Origin of the sequence: Caulobacter sp. DWR3-1-2 (assembly GCF_049896225.1) — a bacterium.
Classification (GTDB): domain Bacteria; phylum Pseudomonadota; class Alphaproteobacteria; order Caulobacterales; family Caulobacteraceae; genus Caulobacter.
Window position 1 is genome coordinate 213,496 of record NZ_JAFCTW010000006.1, and the last position, 15,696, is coordinate 229,191.

Consider the following 15,696-nt stretch of genomic DNA (forward strand, 5'->3'; position numbering starts at 1 on the left):
AATTGCCCCTACTGCGCCGCCACCAACTGCTCGGCCGTGCTCAAGTCCACGCTCACCAGCTGACTCACCCCCCGCTCGGCCATGGTCACCCCGAACAGCCGGTCCATGCGGCTCATCGTCACCGGATTGTGCGTAATCGCGATGAACCGGGTCTTCGTCCGCCGCCGCATCTCGTCGAGCATGTTGCAATAGCGGTCGACATTGGCGTCATCCAGCGGCGCGTCGACCTCGTCGAGCACGCAGATCGGCGCCGGGTTGGCCAGGAAGACGCCGAAGATCAGGGCGCTGGCGGTCAGGGCCTGCTCGCCGCCGCTCATCAGGCTCATGCTGGCCATGCGCTTGCCGGGCGGGCAGGCGAAGATTTCCAGGCCGGCCTCCAGCGGATCGTCGTTCTCGACCAGCCGCAGCTCGGCCTGACCACCGCCGAACAGGGCCTGGAAGAGGGTCTGGAAGTGGCCGTTGATCACCTCGAAGGCGGCCAGCAGCCGCTCGCGGCCCTCGGCGTTCAGCTCTTCGATGCCGGCCCGCAGCTTGCTCACCGCGCCTGACAGGTCGGCGCGCTCGGTGCGCATGGTCTCTAGGCGGGCGGCATATTCGTTGGCTTCCTCCTCAGCCCGCAGATTGACGGGCCCAATGGCGTCGCGCTCGCGTTCAAGGGCGAAGAGATGGGCCTCGACCCCGGCGGCGTCCTTGGGCACCGCGATGGCCTCGCCCGACAGTTGACGGCCTAGCTCCTCGGGCTCCATGCGGGCCTGGTCGCGGATGTGGCCAGCGACCTCGGCGAAGCGCTCGCGGGCCCCGTCCAGGCGGGCGACCAGGGCGGCGCGCTTCTCGCGCGCGTCGCTGGCGGCCTGCTCAGCGGCGCGGGCCGCGCGGTCGGCGGTCAGTCGGTCGGTCTCGGCGGTCTCCAAGGCGTCGGAAGCCCTTGCCCGGCGATCCTCGGCGGCGGCGAACTGCTCGACGATCACCACCAGCTTCTCGGCCAGCACGGTCGGCGCCTCGCGGGCGGCCTCCAGCGCGACGACGGCCTTCAGGCGGTCGGCGTCCAGGCTTTGCTCGCGCCGGCTCGAGGCCTCGCGGCGCTTGGTCCAGTCGCCGTGGTCGCGTTCCAGGGTCTCCAGGCGGCGCTGGCGGCCGGCGGTCTCGCGGGTCTCCTGGTCGCGGGCCGAGCGAGCGGCGGCGGCGGCCTCGCGGGCGGCGCTCGCGGCGTGGCGGGCGGCGGCCAACTGCGGGGCCAGGTCGGCGACGGCCTCGGCGGCGGCGCTCTCGGCGCGGACGGCGGCCAGCGCCGTGTCGGCCTCGACGCGCTCGGCCTCGAAGCGGACGATGGTGTCGTCCAGCGACTGGGCCCGGGCTTCGCGCTGGGCGGCCTCGCGTTCGTATCGGGTCACGATCTCGCGAGCGCCCGTCAACAGGCGCTCGGCGTCGGGCGGACCGCGGCGTTTATCGCGTAAAGCCTTTTCCACCGTGCGCAGGGCGTCGGCTGCGGTCTTCAAGACAGCGGTCGTGGCCTCGGCGCGCGGGGCGACCTGGTCGATCTCGGCCTCGACCTCGGCCAGGCGGGTGCGCTGCTCCAGGCGGACGGCGGCGGGCTTGGGCGCGTTGGCGCGGGCCACGAAACCGTCCCAGCGCCACAGGTCGCCGTCCTTGGACACCAGCCGCGCCCCGACCGGCAGGCCCTTGGCCAAGCGGTCGCCATCGGTCCGCGCCACCACCGCCACATATGACAGACGGGCGGCCAGTTCGGGCGGGGCCTTGATCAGTGGGGCCAGGGGCGTGGCGCCTTCGGGCCAGGCGACGGCGGAAGCTTCGCCGCCAGCCCAGAATGACGGCGCGCGGGAGTCGAGGGCGGCTTCCAGATCGTCGCCAAGCGCGGCCGCTAGGGCGGCGCCATAGCCCTTGTCGGGCGTCACGGCGTCCAAGGCTGGCGAGAAGCCGCTCTTGGCGCGGGGCGCGGTCAGTTGGGCCAGGCCTCGGGCCTCGGTGCGCAAGCGGCCCAGTTGGTCCTCGACCTTGCGCGCCAGATCGCGGGCCTGGGCCTCGGCGGCGGCGGTCTTTTCGCGGGCAGTCTCTGCCTCCTCCAGCGCAGCGCGGGCGGCGGCGAGACCCGCCTCTGCGTTGGCGAAGCGCTGACGGGCCTCGGCGGCGGCGGGATCGACCTCGGGACCGATATCGGCGCGCTCGGCCTTGGCCTGGTCGAGGGCGCGAACCGTGCGGGCCAGCCGGCTCTCGGCCTCGGCCAGGCGCTGGGCGGCGGCGCGCGCGCGGGCGTCTTCGGCGGCGGCGCGGGCCGCTAGCTGCTCGACCTCGGCGTCAGCCTTGGCGCGAGCCTCTTCGGCGGCCTGGGCGGCGGCGGCCAGTTCGGGGCCTCGGGCGGGCGCGGCGGCGATCTCCTCCCGTAGTTGGGTCAGGTCAGCGTCGAGGCGCGCCAACGCCTGGACGGCGTCCTGCAGGCCCTGCGCCTCACGGGTCCGGTCGTCGTCGATGCGCGCCAGGTCGGCCGACAACCGCTCGAATTCGGCGGCGGCGGCTTGCGCCTCGCGCTCGGCCCGGTCCTTCTGGATCGCCAATTGGCCGAGGATCGCCTGGGCGATCGAGGCTTCCTCGCGCAGCGGCGGCATGGCCTTCTCGGCGTGCAGGATCGCGGTCTGGGCCGTGGCGGCCGCGCGGGCGGTGTCTTCGACGCTGCGCGCGGCGTCGGTGGCGTCGCTCTGGGTGCGGTTGAGGTTGTCGCGCGCCTCGGTCCAGCGGGCATAGAGCACGGCGCCCTGCACGGCGCGAATCTCTGACGACAGGCGCTTGTACTTCTCGGCCTGCCTCGTTTCCCGACGAAGCCGGTTCAGGGCGACCTCCAACTCTCGCGCCACGTCATCAAGGCGCGTCAGATTGGTCTCGGCGGCGCGCAGCCGCAACTCCGCCTCATGCCGGCGGGTGTGCAGGCCCGAAACCCCGGCCGCCTCTTCCAGAATGCGGCGACGGTTCTGCGGCTTGGCGCCGATCAGTTCGCTGATCTGGCCCTGGCGGACCAAGGCCGGCGAATTGGCCCCGGTCGAGGCGTCGGCGAACAGCAGCTGGACGTCCCGCGCCCGCACCTCGCGGCCATTGATGCGGTAGGTCGAGCCCTCGCCGCGGTCGATGCGGCGCACCACTTCCAGGGTCGGATCATCATCGAACTGGGCCGGCGCGGTGCGGTCGCTGTTGTCGATGGTCAGGGTGACGTCGGCGTGGCTGCGGGCCGGGCGACCGCCGCTGCCGGCGAAAATCACGTCGTCCATGCCGCCCGCGCGCATGGCCTTGGCCGAATTGGCCCCCATCACCCAGCGCAGGGCTTCCAACAGGTTGGACTTGCCGCAGCCATTGGGTCCGACAACGCCCGTCAGACCCGGTTCGATCCGGAATTCGGTCGGTTCGACGAAGGACTTGAATCCCGAAAGGCGCAGGCGCTGGAACTGCACGGCCCGCGCCCTCCCCTCAGGCCTTGGCTGTCTTGCCGGCCGCCTTGTCGATGGCGGTCGCCAGGTCCTCGATCGATTGGCCGCCTTCGAAGCGCTGTCCATTGACGAAGAAGGTCGGGGTTACCTGCACCTGGTCGCGCTCGGCGGCTTTCTCGACCCGACCATTGATGGCGGCCAGCGCGGCCTTGTCTTGCAAGGCGGCGGTGAACTGGGCCTCGGTGAGGCCAAAGCTCTTGCCGATCTTCAGCAGTCCGCCCCACAGGTCTTCGCTCTTGTAGATCGCGTCCTGCTGGTGGAACACCGCGTCGAGAACCTGGAAATACCGGGCCGGACCCACGCGCCGGGCCAGCAGATAGCCGGCGGCGGCGAACTGGAAGGGCTCGGTCAAGAACTCGCGGAACACATAGCGCACCTTGCCCGTGTCGATGAACCGCGCCTTGAGGACCGGGAACACTTCGTTGTTCCAATGGGCGCAGTGGGTGCAGGACAGCGAGGCATATTCCACCACCTGCACCTTGGCCTTGGCGTCCCCGAGGGCCATGTCGCCGTCGGCCGGCGGCAAGGGCGCGGCGCGCGCGATCGTCGGGATGGCGATCACCGCCACGCCCGAGGCCGACCAGCCCAAGGCAGGCAGGCCCGTACCGATCAGCGCGCGCCGGTCGAGGATCATTTCGCGGCGGCCTCGGCGATGGCCGCGTCCAGTTCGACCAGCGAAGCCTCGCCGCCGTCGTCGCCATGGATCTTCTTGCCATTGACCACGAAGGTCGGGGTGCCGGTGATGTTGGCGTCCTTGCCGTATTTCTCGACGCGGGCGTTCAGGGCCTTCAGCGCCTTCTCGTCGTTGACGCAGGCGTTGAACTGCGCCTCGTTCATGCCCGACGACTGGGCGATGCGCAGCAGGCTGCCGCGATAGTCGCCCGTGGTGAACATCTCTTCCTGCGAGCGGTAGATCGAGTCCAGCACCTGGAAATACTTGTCCTTGCCGGCGCAGCGGGCCAGCAGGAAGCCGGCGGCGGCCAGTTGCGGCGGGTTGGTCAGGAACTCGCGATAGACATAGTTGATCTTGCCGGTGTCGATATATTTCGACTTGAAGGCCGGGAACACCTCGTTGTTCCAGCGACCGCAGTGGATGCACGAGGCCGAGGCATATTCCACGACCGTCACCTTGGCCTTCGGATTGCCCAGGGTCATGTCGTCGGCGTTGCTCGTCTCGGCCTTGTTGCCACAGCCCGAAAGCGCGACGGCCACGGAGGCGGAGAGGGCGACGACGGTCAGGAGCCGGCGGGTCAGCGGACGCATGGTCGATCTTCCTTGAACAGGCTGCAACAGCAGAGTTAAGCGCGATTCTTTAGGCGCGTGAAAAGGGCGCGGATAAGGCGTTGGGATGAGCCTATCGGACGCCCCGTTGTCAATCCAGCGCGAGGCTTTAGCGCGGATCGCGCAGCACGCCACGCCCCAGCTTCAGCAGGGCGTCCTTCAGCCCGCCTTCGGGCTGGCCGGCCAGGCTGTCGGCCAGGTCGCGCTCCTGGGCGGCGTCGAGCGGCGGCTTGCGGCGCGGACGTTGCGGGGCGGCGCTGGCCTGGACCTTCACCGGCCCCTGGACGATGCGCAGCCTGGTCACCGCGCCCTTGCCCAGCAGCAGGTCCAGCCTCTGGGTGATCTGCGGGGCCTGGTGCTGGATCAACGAGGCCACGGGGCCGTCGACCCGCAACTCCAGCGTGCCGCCTTCTCCCGGCGTGCGGCTCTTGATCACCCGCACGGGCTCGGTGCGCCGGGCCAGGGTCTCGCCGACGATCTCGCGCCAGCGGGTTTGCAGCAGGGCCGGCCCCTGGCCGAACTTGGCGTCGAGTTCCTTGATCAGTGGGGCCAGCGACTTGCCGGCCGGCGGGGGGCTGCGAAACTGCGGCCGCGTGCGGCGGCGCTTGAGGATCGCCAGGGCTTCTTCCGCAGTGGGCAGGGGACGGCGCATGGGGGAAGATAGCAGGCCCTCCCATTCCACCCAAGGATTTGCCATAGGAAACCATGCTCGACATCCCCGCCCTCCGCGCCGCCCTGCTGGCCTGGTACGACGCCCAGGCGCGGGACCTGCCTTGGCGCACCGGGCCGGCCGCCGGCAAGGCTGGACAGCGGTCCGACCCCTATCGCGTCTGGCTGTCGGAGGTGATGCTGCAGCAGACCACCGTGCCGCACGCCACGCCCTATTTCCTCGGCTTCATCCAGCGTTGGCCCACCGTGTCGGACTTGGCGGCGGTGGATGACGGCGACCTGATGGCCGCCTGGGCCGGGCTGGGTTACTACGCCCGGGCCCGCAACCTGCTGGCTTGCGCCCGCGCGGTCGCCAACGACCACGGCGGGGTGTTTCCTGATACCGAGGAGGCCCTGCGGGCCCTGCCAGGCGTCGGCGCCTATACCGCCGCAGCGGTGGCGGCGATCGCCTTCGATCGCGAGGCCAATGTGGTCGACGGCAATGTCGAGCGGGTGATGGCGCGGCTGTTGGCGGTCGAGACGCCCGTGCCCGACGCCAAGCCCGAACTCAAGCGCCTGGCCGGCGATCTGGTCACGGGCGAGCGCCCCGGCGACTGGGCCCAGGCCCTGATGGACCTGGGCGCGACGGTCTGCCGGCCCAAGAGCCCGCTCTGCGCGCTTTGCCCGGTATCGGCTTGGTGCGAGGGCTTGAAGACCGGCTTGCCGGAGACCTTCCCCCGCAAGCTGAAAAAGCCCGCGCGGCCGCATCGGCACGGCGTGGCCTATGTGCTGACGCGCGGCGACCAGACGGCCTTGGTCCGCCGGCCGCCCAACGGCCTGCTCGGCGGTATGCTCGGCCTGCCGACCAGCGACTGGCGCTCGGAGCCCTGGCGGGACGAAGAAGCCGCCGCCGCCGCACCGGCCGCCGGCGCCTGGCGCGAGTTCGGCACGGTGGAACACGTCTTCACCCACTTCTCCCTGACCCTGCGGGTGCTGCGCGCCGAGACCAACGCCGACGGTGATTTCGTCTGGACCGAGCCGGCGGGGCTGAGCGGCTTGCCGAGCGTGTTCCTCAAAGCGGTGAAAGCGGGGCGCGAGCGGCTGGTCTGATTTCCTTCTCCCGCAGGGGGAGAAGGAAAAGCTCAGTTCATGCCCGCCCGCACCTGCGAGCGCAGCACGTCGATCGGCGCCAGGCCCGCGTCGGTCTTGAAGTGCCAGTAGGTCCAGCCGTTGCAGGCCGGGGCCGATTGCACCAGGGCGCCGACCTTGTGGATCGAGCCCGACAGGTCGCCCACGGTGATCGAGCCGTCGGCGCGGACCTTGGCGGCGTGCGAGCCCTTGGCGCAGTAGAGGGTGTCGCCCGGATTGAGCAGGCCAGCCTCGACGATATTGCCGAACGGCACGCGGGGCTCGGAGCGCTTGCTGCCCATGACGTCCAGGTCGCCGGGGGCGATCGGCACGACCTTGGCGATGCGGGTCCTGGCGTGTTCGATATAGTCGGTCTCGCGCTCGATGCCGATGAAGCGACGACCCAGGCGCTTGGCGGCCGCGCCGGTGGTCCCCATGCCGAAGAACGGATCCAGGATCACGTCGCCCGGCTTGGTGGTCGACAGGATCACCCGGTAGAGCAGGGCCTCGGGCTTCTGGGTCGGATGCGCTTTATGACCATCAGCCCCCTTGATCCGCTCCTCGCCGGTGCACAGCGGAAGGGTCCAGTCCGAGCGCATCTGCACCTCGTCATTGGCCATCTTCAGGGCGTCGTAATTGAAGGTGTAGCGCTTGGCGCCCTGGCTCTTGGAGGCCCAGATCAGGGTCTCGTGGGCGTTGGCGAAGCGGGTGCCCTTGAAGTTGGGCATCGGGTTGGACTTGCGCCAGATCACGTCGTTGAGAATCCAGAAGCCCAGGTCCTGCACGGCCACGCCGACCCGGAAGATGTTGTGATAACTGCCGATCACCCAGATCGCGCCGTCGTCCTTCAGCACCCGGCGGGCGGCCGTCAGCCAGTCGCGGGTGAACTTGTCATAGGCGGCGAAGCTTTCGAACTGGTCCCAGTGGTCGTCGACCGCGTCGACCTTGGAATTGTCGGGCCGCAGCAGGTCGCCTCCCAGCTGCAGATTATAGGGTGGATCGGCGAAGATCAGGTCCACGGACTTCTCGGGCAGGGCGTTCATCGCCTCGATGCAGTCGCCTTGGATGATGGTTTCGGGTCCGAAGGACATGGCCGCTTTCCGTCAAAAACACTGAGCGGAATCATGAGTCTTGATGGTTACGCGTCGGTGAACGGGCATGGTTACCCGCCTGTTAACCCCGACCGAAACCTGTGAACGAGTCCAATTAGACTCAAAATCCATCGGTTCGACGGGCGAGCGCTTGATGTTCTTGTATTGTTCTGAAATGATTTCGGGGCACAGCGAGGATGCGATGGCGCTCATTCGAGGATATGTCGCCGCCAGCCTGGACGGCTTCGTGGCGGACGCGGCGGGCGATGTCGACTGGCTGGCGCCCTACGCGGCGGCGGACGGCGGTCATCGTGATTTCCTGGGACAGGTCGGCACGGTGGTGATGGGTCGGCGCACCCATGACCAGCTTTCGAGCCTCGGCGTCGGCTGGCCCTATCCCGACAAGCGCGGTCTTGTGGTGACGTCCGGGCGCGGGGCCAGCGTCCATCATGGCGTGCGGTTCTGGACCGCAGGGCTGCCAGCCTTGATCGCCTATCTACGGGTCCTCGACGACGGCGACGCCTGGGTGGTGGGCGGCGCCACGCTGTTGGCGGCGATGATCGAGGCGCGGGCTTTGGACCGGTTGGAACTGCTGGTCGCGCCGCTGTTGCTGGGTGAGGGTCTGCGGCTGTTTCCGGCGAAGGCGCCTGGGCTGAAGAACATGACACTGAACCGCGTCGAGGCCTTGGGCCGCGGCATGGTGCGACTGGACTATGGGTTGAACTACAAGCCGGTCCGGAAGCCCTTCGCCCGACCCCAACGTCCGCCCATCCCGGCTTTCGCGGAGAGCAGCGGAGTTCTGGGCTAAGTTTCCAGCCCGTCGTCGAAAGCCTCGTTGAACGGGACACCGCCGAAATCCAGTTCTCGCGCCAGGGCCAACTTGACCGGCGCCCAGGCCATGCGGTGGATCGGCGAGGGGCCCAGCCTGCGCAGGCCCTCGACATGGCAGGCGGCGTGATAGCCCTTGTGGCCGGCGAAGCCGTAGCCGGGGTGCAAGGCGTCCATCTCGATCATGATCTTGTCTCGAGCTTGTTTGGCCAGGATCGAGGCGGCGGCGATCGAGCAGGACAGGCTGTCGCCCTTGACCACGGTCTTGATCGGGCAGGGCAGCTTGAAACGGTAATTGCCGTCGACCAGGGCGATGTCGGGCTTGACCGCCATGCCCTCGATGGCCCGGCACATGGCCAGGCCGGCGGCGTGCAGGATGTTGAGCTCGGCGATCTCCTCGATGCTGGCCAGGCCCACGCACCAGGCGATGGCGACCTGCTTGATCTCGATCTCCAGCGTGGCGCGTTGCTTGGCGCTCAGCTTCTTGGAATCGTTGAGGCCCTTGGGCACCCGCTTGGGATCGAGGATCACCGCCGCCGCGCTGACCGGACCGGCCCACGGACCACGCCCGGCCTCGTCCACACCGCACACCAGGCCGGGGCCGCAGGCGGCCTCCAGCATCATGTCGGGGCCTGTCAGGGCCTTGGCGGCGGACTTGGGCGGCTTGATCACGACGGCGGTCTTAGGGGGTTTCGCCGCGCGAGGGAATCCCGGAGCGACGAGTCTGAGCCCTATTGAACGGCCAGCAGCAAGATTGGCAAGACCGTGCCCAGCACCGCGAGCACCGCAGAAACCTTGCGCAGTCGGCCCTGGGTCAGGCCGATCCACAGTCCCAGCAGCGCCGCGAGCGTCAGCCCCAGCGCCGTGCCCAGGAAGAAGATCTGGACGGCCAGGGTCGAGGGCTCTTTCGCCTCCGCCTTCGGGGCGGCGCTGCTGGCCGCCGCCGCCGGGCCCGCCCCCTCGGGCGGCTTGGCCGCCGGCTCCGCGTTGGGACGGCCCGGCTTGAGCGCGTAGTGCTGATGGATGTGGACCTCGGAGAGTTTCGCGATCACCGACGGCGGCCGGTAGTCGGCGCCGTGCGCCTCGTGCAGGCCAAACAGCTGCAGCGCGCCGGTCAGGGCGAAGAACAGGATCGACGGCGCGAAGAACACCGCCAGATAGAGGTGCAGGTCGCGCAGGGTCCGGGGCGTGGGCCAAGGGCGCGCGGGCGCGCGGTCCGCTGGGGTCTTTGAGTCGCTCAAGGGAGTCTCCACCGCATGGAAGGTCGCGCCATGGCTAACGCGCCAGCTTGCGACATGCCTCATGCCGAAAGCAGGTCGTGAAGTGGTCGTTGACCAGCCCCGTGGCCTGCAGGAAGGCGTAGACGATCACCGGGCCGCAATATTTGTAGCCCTTGGCTTTGAGCATCTTGGCCATGTCGACCGCCAGGGGCGTCTGTGTGGGAAGGCCGGTGGCGGCGGTCCACTGGCCTTGGATCGGGGCGCCGCCGACCATGTCCCAGAGCAGGGTCCCCAGGTCCTCGCCGCGATCGCGCATGTCGCAATAGATCTTGGCGCCGGAGATCGCCGCGTCGATCTTGCCGTTCGAGCGGATGATGCCGGCGTCGCTCATCAGCCGAGCGCGGTCGGAGTCGCCGAACCGGGCCACCGTATCGGGGTCGAAGTTGGCGAAGGCGGCGCGGAAGGCCTCGCGCTTGCGCAGGATGGTGATCCACGACAGCCCAGCCTGGAAGCCGTCCAGCACCAGCTTCTCCCACAGGGCGCGGGAATCGTACTCCGGCACGCCCCATTCCTCGTCGTGATAGGCCTCGTAGAACGGGTCGCCGTTCATGCCGCGCCAAGTGCAGCGTTGGATCTCGCTCATGGGCCGTAGCTTGGCCGAACTCACAGGCGATTTCCAGAACTTTTCAGGAACAGCCCCGCGAGCCGCGCGATCCAAACTGGACCTCATCCTGAACCTGTTGAAGAACGGGGCTTCGCGTTCCGTGCTGAAGTCTTTTAGAGGGCCGGCGTCGATCCCGGAACCCAATCTGGCCGATCCACCGCCACCGCTCGTCCCTCAACCGTCAGCGCGGCGCCCTCGATGCGGTCCAGGCGCAGCAGGGCCATGGCGCGGCCGTCGCGGCCCGACAGCACCTCGCCGGCCCGCAGGGTCCCGGACAGAACCTCAGTCCCGAAGGCGGGCGGCGGGCCGTCGAAGGTTATCGGCAGCATCCGGGTCTTGATCACCCCCCGCCGCTTCATGCGGCTGGTCGTCTCCTGGCCGACGAAACAGCCCTTCTTGAAGTCGATGCCGTTCAGCAGGTCGAAATCGGCCTCGATCGGGTAGGTCTTGTCGGTCGCCCAGTCGGCCGGGCCAGGGACGCCGAGGGCCAGGCGGTGGGCGTCGTAATCGTCCTCGGCGGCGGTGTGTGGAAGGTTGTTCGCATAAGACCTGGCGCCAAGCGACGGCAGGCGCGGGTCCTGGAACCAGCCCCCTGCCGCTCCTCCCGGCGAATGCCGGGACCCAGATTCATCCTGGGTCTCTTGCACCTCATGATCTGGACCCCGGCGTTCACCGGGCTGAGCGGAGAACTGTGCAAAGACCGAAAGCTCGCTCGCCGCCAGATCCACCTTGGCCCGCAGCCTGTACATCGTCAGCCGCGTCAAGATGGCGTCGCGATGCTCGGCGGCGACGTCCAGCAGCACCCCGTCCGCCGTCCCGGCCACGAACAGGTCGTACAGCAGGCGGCCCTGCGGCGTCAGCAGGCCAGTGAAGCGCAGTTCGCCCACGCCCAGGGTCTCGATCTCCTGGCTCAGCAGGCCGTTCAGGAAGCTTTTGGCGTCGATGCCCGAAACGGCGATCACGGCGCGGCTGGGGAGGGGGGCGATGACGGTCTGGCTCATGGCCCACATGTGGCCCGCCGGACGCGGTCGCGCCAGTCCCTGTCGGCGCGGAAAGCTGAGCCGTTATCGAGGGATGCGCCGACTCGCCTGTGGCCCTATACATGCACCGATGACACAGCGGGCCTTCCCGATTCTCTTCATCACCGCCACGCGGATCGGCGACGCCGTGCTTTCGTCTGGCCTGATCCGGATGCTGGCCGACCAGGTTCCCAACGCCCGCTTCACTATCGTCGCCGGACCGCTCGCCGCCCCCCTGTTCGCCCATGTTCCCGGTCTGGACCGGGTGATCGTCATGGAAAAGAGCAAGGGCAAGGGCCACTGGTTCAAGCTGTGGAACCAGGTGCGCCACAAGAAGTGGGGCCTGATCGTCGACCTGCGCGGGTCCGGCACGGCGCTCTTCCTGCGCCGCGACAAGCGGGCGATCTGGAAGAAGTCGCCCGGCGAGCCGGTGCACAAGGTGATCGACGCCGCCCGGGTGCTGAAGCTGGAAGGCGATCCGCCGCCGCCGCACCTCTACATCACCCCCGAGGTCCAGGCCCTGGCCGATCAGATGCTCAGCCCGCGCGCCGGCGACCCGACGGGCCCGCTCCTGGCGGTCGGCCCGGCCGCCAATTGGGTGGGCAAGATCTGGCCGATCGAACGCTTCGCCCAGACCGCCCAGCAACTTCTGGGTCCGCAGGGGCCGCTGGCCGGCGGCCGGCTGCTGATCATGGGCGGCCCCGGCGACAGCCGCATGGTCGAGGAACTGCGCATGGCCTCGGCGCGCGGTCGCTATGTGGACCTGACGGGCAAGGTTGATTTGCTGACCGCCTATGCCGCCCTCAAGCGCGCCGACCTGTTCATCGGCAATGACAGCGGCCTGATGCACATCGCCGCCGCCGCCGGCATCCCCACCATCGGCCTGTTCGGCCCCTCCGACGAGCGCCGCTACGCCCCCTGGGGCGTCAACACCCGGGCGGTGCGCGGACCGCGCTCGCTGGACCAGTTCCTGGCGGTCGACCCAGACCTGTCCCAAGCCATCCGCCACATGAGCGACCTGCCGGTGGCCACGGTGGTGCGGGCCGCCAAGGCGCTGATGGCCCAGGTGAAGGCCGGGGCGCTGGCCGAGGCCCAGGCGGCTTTGAGCGTTGAAGGCGACGCCGAGGAGTTGGCCGTAGAGGACGCGGCGGTGACGCCAGAGCTTTACCCGGTGGTCGAGGATGTCGCGCCGGAACTCGACACGGTTCTCGACGAGGCTTCCGCTCTCTCCGCTCATTCCGACGAAAGTCGGGACCCAAGCTGAGTTTCACGGTGGGCACCGCGCCCGCAACCGCCGACGCCGCTTGGGTCCCGGCTTTCGTCGGAATCAGCGGAATGAATATTGGTCTTGCGAGCCTGGGCCCCCGGACCTAGACCGCCCCAAACCCCCGCAGTAGCGCGCGCCATGACCCAGACCTTCGACCTGATCGCCAGGCCTCGGCGGGAGAGATCTTCGACGCGACCGGCCTGACGCTGCTGCCGGGCGTCATCGACAGCCAGGTCGACTTCCGCGAACCGGACCTGGAGTGGAAGGAAGACCTCGAGAGCGGTTCGCGCGGCGCGGCCCTAGGCGGCGTGGTCGCGGTGTTCGAAATGCCCAACACCGAGCCGACCACCACCGACCACGACGCCCTGGCCGACAAGCTGGCCCGCGCCAAGGGCCGCATGCAAACCGATCACGCCTTCTATGTGGGGGCGACCACGAGAACGCGACCTTCCTAGGCGAGTTGGAGCGCCTGCCCGGCTGCTGCGGGATCAAGGTATTTATGGGCGCCTCGACCGGCTCGCTGCTGGTCCAGGACGACGAGGGCGTCGAGAACGTCGCGGTCACGCCCCAGCACCTGACCCTGGTCGCCCCCGAGGCCTATGGGTGGCTGAAGGGTTTCGCCCAGATGAACCCGCCGATCCGCTCGGCCGAGCACGTGGCCGGCGTTTGGCGCGGCATCGAGACCGGTATGGCCGACGTCCTGGGCAGCGACCACGCGCTCCACACCCGCGAGGAGAAGGCCCGGCCCTATCCGGCCTCGCCCTCCGGCATGCCGGGCGTGCAGACGCTCGTTCCCATCGTGCTGACCCATGTTGTCAATGGCCGGTTGAGCCTGGAGCGCTTCGTCGATCTGACCAGCCATGGCGTCAACCGCATCTTCGGCCTGGCCGACAAGGGCCGCATCGCCGAGGGCTTCGATGCTGACTTCACCATCGTCGACATGAAGGCCCGGCGCACGATCACCTACGACTGGATGGCCACCCGCTCGGGCTGGACGCCGTTCGACGGTTTCGAAGCCAAGGCCTGGCCGGTGGCGACCATCGCGCGCGGCACGGTAGTGATGCGGGACGACGAGATCGTCGCCGAGGGGACTGGGGCGCCGGTTCGGTTCCTGGAGACCCTGGCGGGGTAAAGGTCCTCCCCCTGTGGGCCCCCTGTGGCGGAGGAACGGTTGCGCCGGCCTAGACTTGCGCTAACCTCCCTCCATGGATGGGACATCAGAAACCCAGGCGCGGTTCCGCGACGCCCGCTATGCGCCTCGGGCGCTGGAGGTGGAGCAGCGCGGCGACGTGCTGATCCTGCGCAATCCGACGCCCTATTCCTCGACAATCCAGACCGTGATCGCGCCGCTCGCCCGCTGGGCGGGGCAGGCGCCGCATCGCGTCTGGCTGGCCGAGCGAGACGGCGAAGGCTGGCGGACCGTGACCTATGGCGAGGCGGCGCGGCAAGTCGCCGCCCTGGCCGGCGGACTTTCGACCCTGGGCCTTAAGCGCGGCGACTGCCTGCTGATCCTGGCCCGTAATGGCGTCGACCACGCCCTGATCGGCTACGCAGCCATGAGCCTGGGCGCGGCGATCGCGCCGGTCTCTCCGCAATACGGCCTGAAGGGCGCGGACCTGACCCGTCTGGCCTTCGCCGTTGAACGCCTGAGGCCGGCCATGGTCTATGCCGACGACGCCGAGGCCTTCTCCAACGCCCTGGCGGCGCCGTTCCTGGCGGACCTGCCGGTGATCGCCAGCCGCAACGCCCGGCCTGGCGATGTCGGGTTCGAGAGCCTCTTGAACGCCCAACCCGCCGCGCCGGCTTGCCGCCCCGACGGCGCCGCCAAGCTACTGCTGACCTCCGGCTCGACCGGCCAGCCCAAGGCGGTGATCTGCACCCACGCCAACATCGCCCTGAACGCCGCCCAGATCGCCGCCTGCTACGACGATCCCGAGCCGCCGGTGCTGGTCAATTCCGCGCCCTGGAGCCACAGCCTGGGCGCCAACGCCATCCTGCACATGGTGCTGCACCGGGGTGGGACTCTCTATATCGACGCGGGCCAGCCGGTGGCGGGCAGGTTCGACGAGACCGTCCGCAACCTGCGCGAGGTCGCCACCACCTATCACAACATGGTGCCGGCCGGCTGGGGCCTGCTGGTCGGCGAACTGGAGCGCGATGCGGCCTTGGCGGCCAGGTTCTTCGAGAAGGTCCGGGTGCTGCAATATGGCGGCGCGTCGATGGCCCAGAGCATTCTGGACCGCGTCCAGGCCGTGGCGGTGCGCACCATCGGCGAGCGGGTGACCTTCGCGGCCGGCTATGGCGCCACCGAGACGGGCCCGACGGCCTGCAACATCCATTGGCTCAACGCCCGCTCCGGCATGGTCGGCCTGCCCACGCCGGGCACGGCGGTGAAGCTGGTCCCAGCTCCCGGCGGGCCGGCCGACAAGTTCGAGATCCGGGTCAAGGGCCCGCAGGTCTCGCCCGGCTATCTGGACCAGCCGGAGGCCTCGCGCGACGCCTTTGACGAAGAGGGCTTCTACCGGCTGGGTGACGCCGCGCGGCTGGCTGATCCCTATGACCCTTCGGCCGGCCTGGTGTTCGATGGCCGGCTGGTCGAGAACTTCAAGCTGGCTAGTGGGACCTTCGTGGCGGCCGGAGCGCTGCGAGTGGCGGCGGTGTCAGCGATCGGCGGGGTGGTCTCTGACGCGGTGGTCTGCGGCGAGGGACAGGACGGCGTCGGACTGATGCTGTTCCTGGATCCCAGGGCCTGCGAGCGGCTGGGCGATGCGGCGGCGATGCGCGACGCGGTCCGCATCGGCCTGGAGGGCCTCAACGCCACGGCCAAGGGCGGCGGCAGGGTCGCCCGCGCCCTGATCCTCGACGGCGGGCCGGACGCGGGCTCGGGAGAGCTGACCGACAAGGGCTATATCAACCAGGCCCTGGCGCGCGACCGACGGCCGGCGGAGCTGGCCCGGCTGTTCGCGAGCGAACCGGACGACGGGGTTTTCGTATTCTCTTGAATTGTCATCCCGGACAAGGCCCGAAAGGGCCGCCGATCCGGACCGCCGGAAGCGCGG

General features: G+C 69.2%; 13 protein-coding genes and 1 pseudogene. 5 read left to right on the plus strand and 9 right to left on the minus strand.

Annotation, left to right across the window (positions count from 1 at the left end):
- Positions 1-8: 8 nt before the first annotated feature.
- The 4 genes from smc to ACP696_RS11370 form a co-directional block, all read right to left on the minus strand.
- A complete protein-coding gene (smc, locus tag ACP696_RS11355; RefSeq protein WP_426043798.1) occupies positions 9-3,455 on the minus strand; it encodes a chromosome segregation protein SMC in 3,447 nt (1,148 codons plus the stop codon).
- A 16-nt stretch (positions 3,456-3,471) separates the two neighbouring features.
- Positions 3,472-4,125, minus strand: a complete 654-nt coding sequence (locus ACP696_RS11360) for a DsbA family protein (protein ID WP_426030474.1) — start codon at positions 4,123-4,125, stop codon at positions 3,472-3,474.
- The gene (locus ACP696_RS11365; RefSeq protein ID WP_426009765.1) at positions 4,122-4,754 is read right to left on the minus strand and encodes a DsbA family protein; all 633 of its coding nucleotides are present in this window, start codon (positions 4,752-4,754) and stop codon (positions 4,122-4,124) included. The genes ACP696_RS11360 and ACP696_RS11365 overlap by 4 nt, the downstream gene beginning before the upstream one ends.
- A gap of 127 nt (positions 4,755-4,881) precedes the next feature.
- Positions 4,882-5,424: a DUF721 domain-containing protein gene (locus tag ACP696_RS11370; RefSeq protein WP_426043799.1), complete on the minus strand. Its 543-nt coding sequence runs from the start codon at positions 5,422-5,424 to the stop codon at positions 4,882-4,884.
- Positions 5,425-5,477: 53 nt separating this feature from the next.
- Here ACP696_RS11370 and mutY point away from each other — a divergent pair, with 53 nt between their 5' ends.
- Positions 5,478-6,530 carry an A/G-specific adenine glycosylase gene (mutY, locus tag ACP696_RS11375; RefSeq protein ID WP_426043800.1) on the plus strand — a complete coding sequence of 351 codons (1,053 nt, stop codon included), beginning with the start codon at positions 5,478-5,480 and terminating at the stop codon, positions 6,528-6,530.
- 32 nt (positions 6,531-6,562) lie between these two features.
- On the opposite strand, the gene ACP696_RS11380 is transcribed toward mutY, so the two are convergent.
- Positions 6,563-7,639 (minus strand): site-specific DNA-methyltransferase, encoded by a 1,077-nt coding sequence (locus tag ACP696_RS11380; RefSeq protein ID WP_426009758.1) that lies wholly within the window; start codon positions 7,637-7,639, stop codon positions 6,563-6,565.
- A 202-nt stretch (positions 7,640-7,841) separates the two neighbouring features.
- Here ACP696_RS11380 and ACP696_RS11385 point away from each other — a divergent pair, with 202 nt between their 5' ends.
- Positions 7,842-8,447: a dihydrofolate reductase family protein gene (locus ACP696_RS11385; protein ID WP_426009756.1), complete on the plus strand. Its 606-nt coding sequence runs from the start codon at positions 7,842-7,844 to the stop codon at positions 8,445-8,447.
- Here the strand turns inward: ACP696_RS11385 and ACP696_RS11390 are convergent.
- From ACP696_RS11390 to ACP696_RS11405, 4 genes are all read right to left on the minus strand, one after another.
- Positions 8,444-9,091 carry a ribonuclease HII gene (locus tag ACP696_RS11390; RefSeq protein ID WP_426011260.1) on the minus strand — a complete coding sequence of 216 codons (648 nt, stop codon included), beginning with the start codon at positions 9,089-9,091 and terminating at the stop codon, positions 8,444-8,446. The genes ACP696_RS11385 and ACP696_RS11390 overlap by 4 nt on opposite strands.
- 107 nt (positions 9,092-9,198) lie before the next feature.
- Positions 9,199-9,708 (minus strand): hypothetical protein, encoded by a 510-nt coding sequence (locus tag ACP696_RS11395; protein ID WP_426009754.1) that lies wholly within the window; start codon positions 9,706-9,708, stop codon positions 9,199-9,201.
- 34 nt (positions 9,709-9,742) lie between these two features.
- Positions 9,743-10,330 carry a DNA-3-methyladenine glycosylase I gene (locus ACP696_RS11400; protein ID WP_426009752.1) on the minus strand — a complete coding sequence of 196 codons (588 nt, stop codon included), beginning with the start codon at positions 10,328-10,330 and terminating at the stop codon, positions 9,743-9,745.
- 134 nt (positions 10,331-10,464) lie between these two features.
- Positions 10,465-11,352 carry a YgfZ/GcvT domain-containing protein gene (locus ACP696_RS11405; protein WP_426009750.1) on the minus strand — a complete coding sequence of 296 codons (888 nt, stop codon included), beginning with the start codon at positions 11,350-11,352 and terminating at the stop codon, positions 10,465-10,467.
- 109 nt (positions 11,353-11,461) lie between these two features.
- On the opposite strand from ACP696_RS11405, the gene ACP696_RS11410 reads away from it, so the two are divergent.
- From ACP696_RS11410 to ACP696_RS11420, 3 genes and pseudogenes are all read left to right on the plus strand, one after another.
- Positions 11,462-12,634 (plus strand): glycosyltransferase family 9 protein, encoded by a 1,173-nt coding sequence (locus ACP696_RS11410; protein ID WP_426009749.1) that lies wholly within the window; start codon positions 11,462-11,464, stop codon positions 12,632-12,634.
- Between the two features lie 167 nt (positions 12,635-12,801).
- A pseudogene (locus ACP696_RS11415) lies at positions 12,802-13,769 on the plus strand (amidohydrolase family protein); the annotation flags it as partial.
- A 73-nt stretch (positions 13,770-13,842) separates the two neighbouring features.
- Positions 13,843-15,639 carry a feruloyl-CoA synthase gene (locus tag ACP696_RS11420; RefSeq protein ID WP_426009747.1) on the plus strand — a complete coding sequence of 599 codons (1,797 nt, stop codon included), beginning with the start codon at positions 13,843-13,845 and terminating at the stop codon, positions 15,637-15,639.
- Positions 15,640-15,696 lie beyond the last annotated feature (57 nt).

Bases quoted from the DNA above. Each gene is read 5' to 3' on its own strand.
- ACP696_RS11360 (WP_426030474.1), bottom strand. From the start codon at position 4,125: ATGATCCTCGACCGGCGCGCGCTGATCGGTACGGGCCTGCCTGCCTTG.
- ACP696_RS11365 (WP_426009765.1), bottom strand. From the start codon at position 4,754: ATGCGTCCGCTGACCCGCCGGCTCCTGACCGTCGTCGCCCTCTCCGCC.
- ACP696_RS11370 (WP_426043799.1), bottom strand. From the start codon at position 5,424: ATGCGCCGTCCCCTGCCCACTGCGGAAGAAGCCCTGGCGATCCTCAAG.
- mutY (WP_426043800.1), top strand. From the start codon at position 5,478: ATGCTCGACATCCCCGCCCTCCGCGCCGCCCTGCTGGCCTGGTACGAC.
- ACP696_RS11380 (WP_426009758.1), bottom strand. From the start codon at position 7,639: ATGTCCTTCGGACCCGAAACCATCATCCAAGGCGACTGCATCGAGGCG.
- ACP696_RS11385 (WP_426009756.1), top strand. From the start codon at position 7,842: ATGGCGCTCATTCGAGGATATGTCGCCGCCAGCCTGGACGGCTTCGTG.
- ACP696_RS11390 (WP_426011260.1), bottom strand. From the start codon at position 9,091: ATGATGCTGGAGGCCGCCTGCGGCCCCGGCCTGGTGTGCGGTGTGGAC.
- ACP696_RS11400 (WP_426009752.1), bottom strand. From the start codon at position 10,330: ATGAGCGAGATCCAACGCTGCACTTGGCGCGGCATGAACGGCGACCCG.
- ACP696_RS11405 (WP_426009750.1), bottom strand. From the start codon at position 11,352: ATGAGCCAGACCGTCATCGCCCCCCTCCCCAGCCGCGCCGTGATCGCC.
- ACP696_RS11410 (WP_426009749.1), top strand. From the start codon at position 11,462: ATGACACAGCGGGCCTTCCCGATTCTCTTCATCACCGCCACGCGGATC.
- ACP696_RS11420 (WP_426009747.1), top strand. From the start codon at position 13,843: ATGGATGGGACATCAGAAACCCAGGCGCGGTTCCGCGACGCCCGCTAT.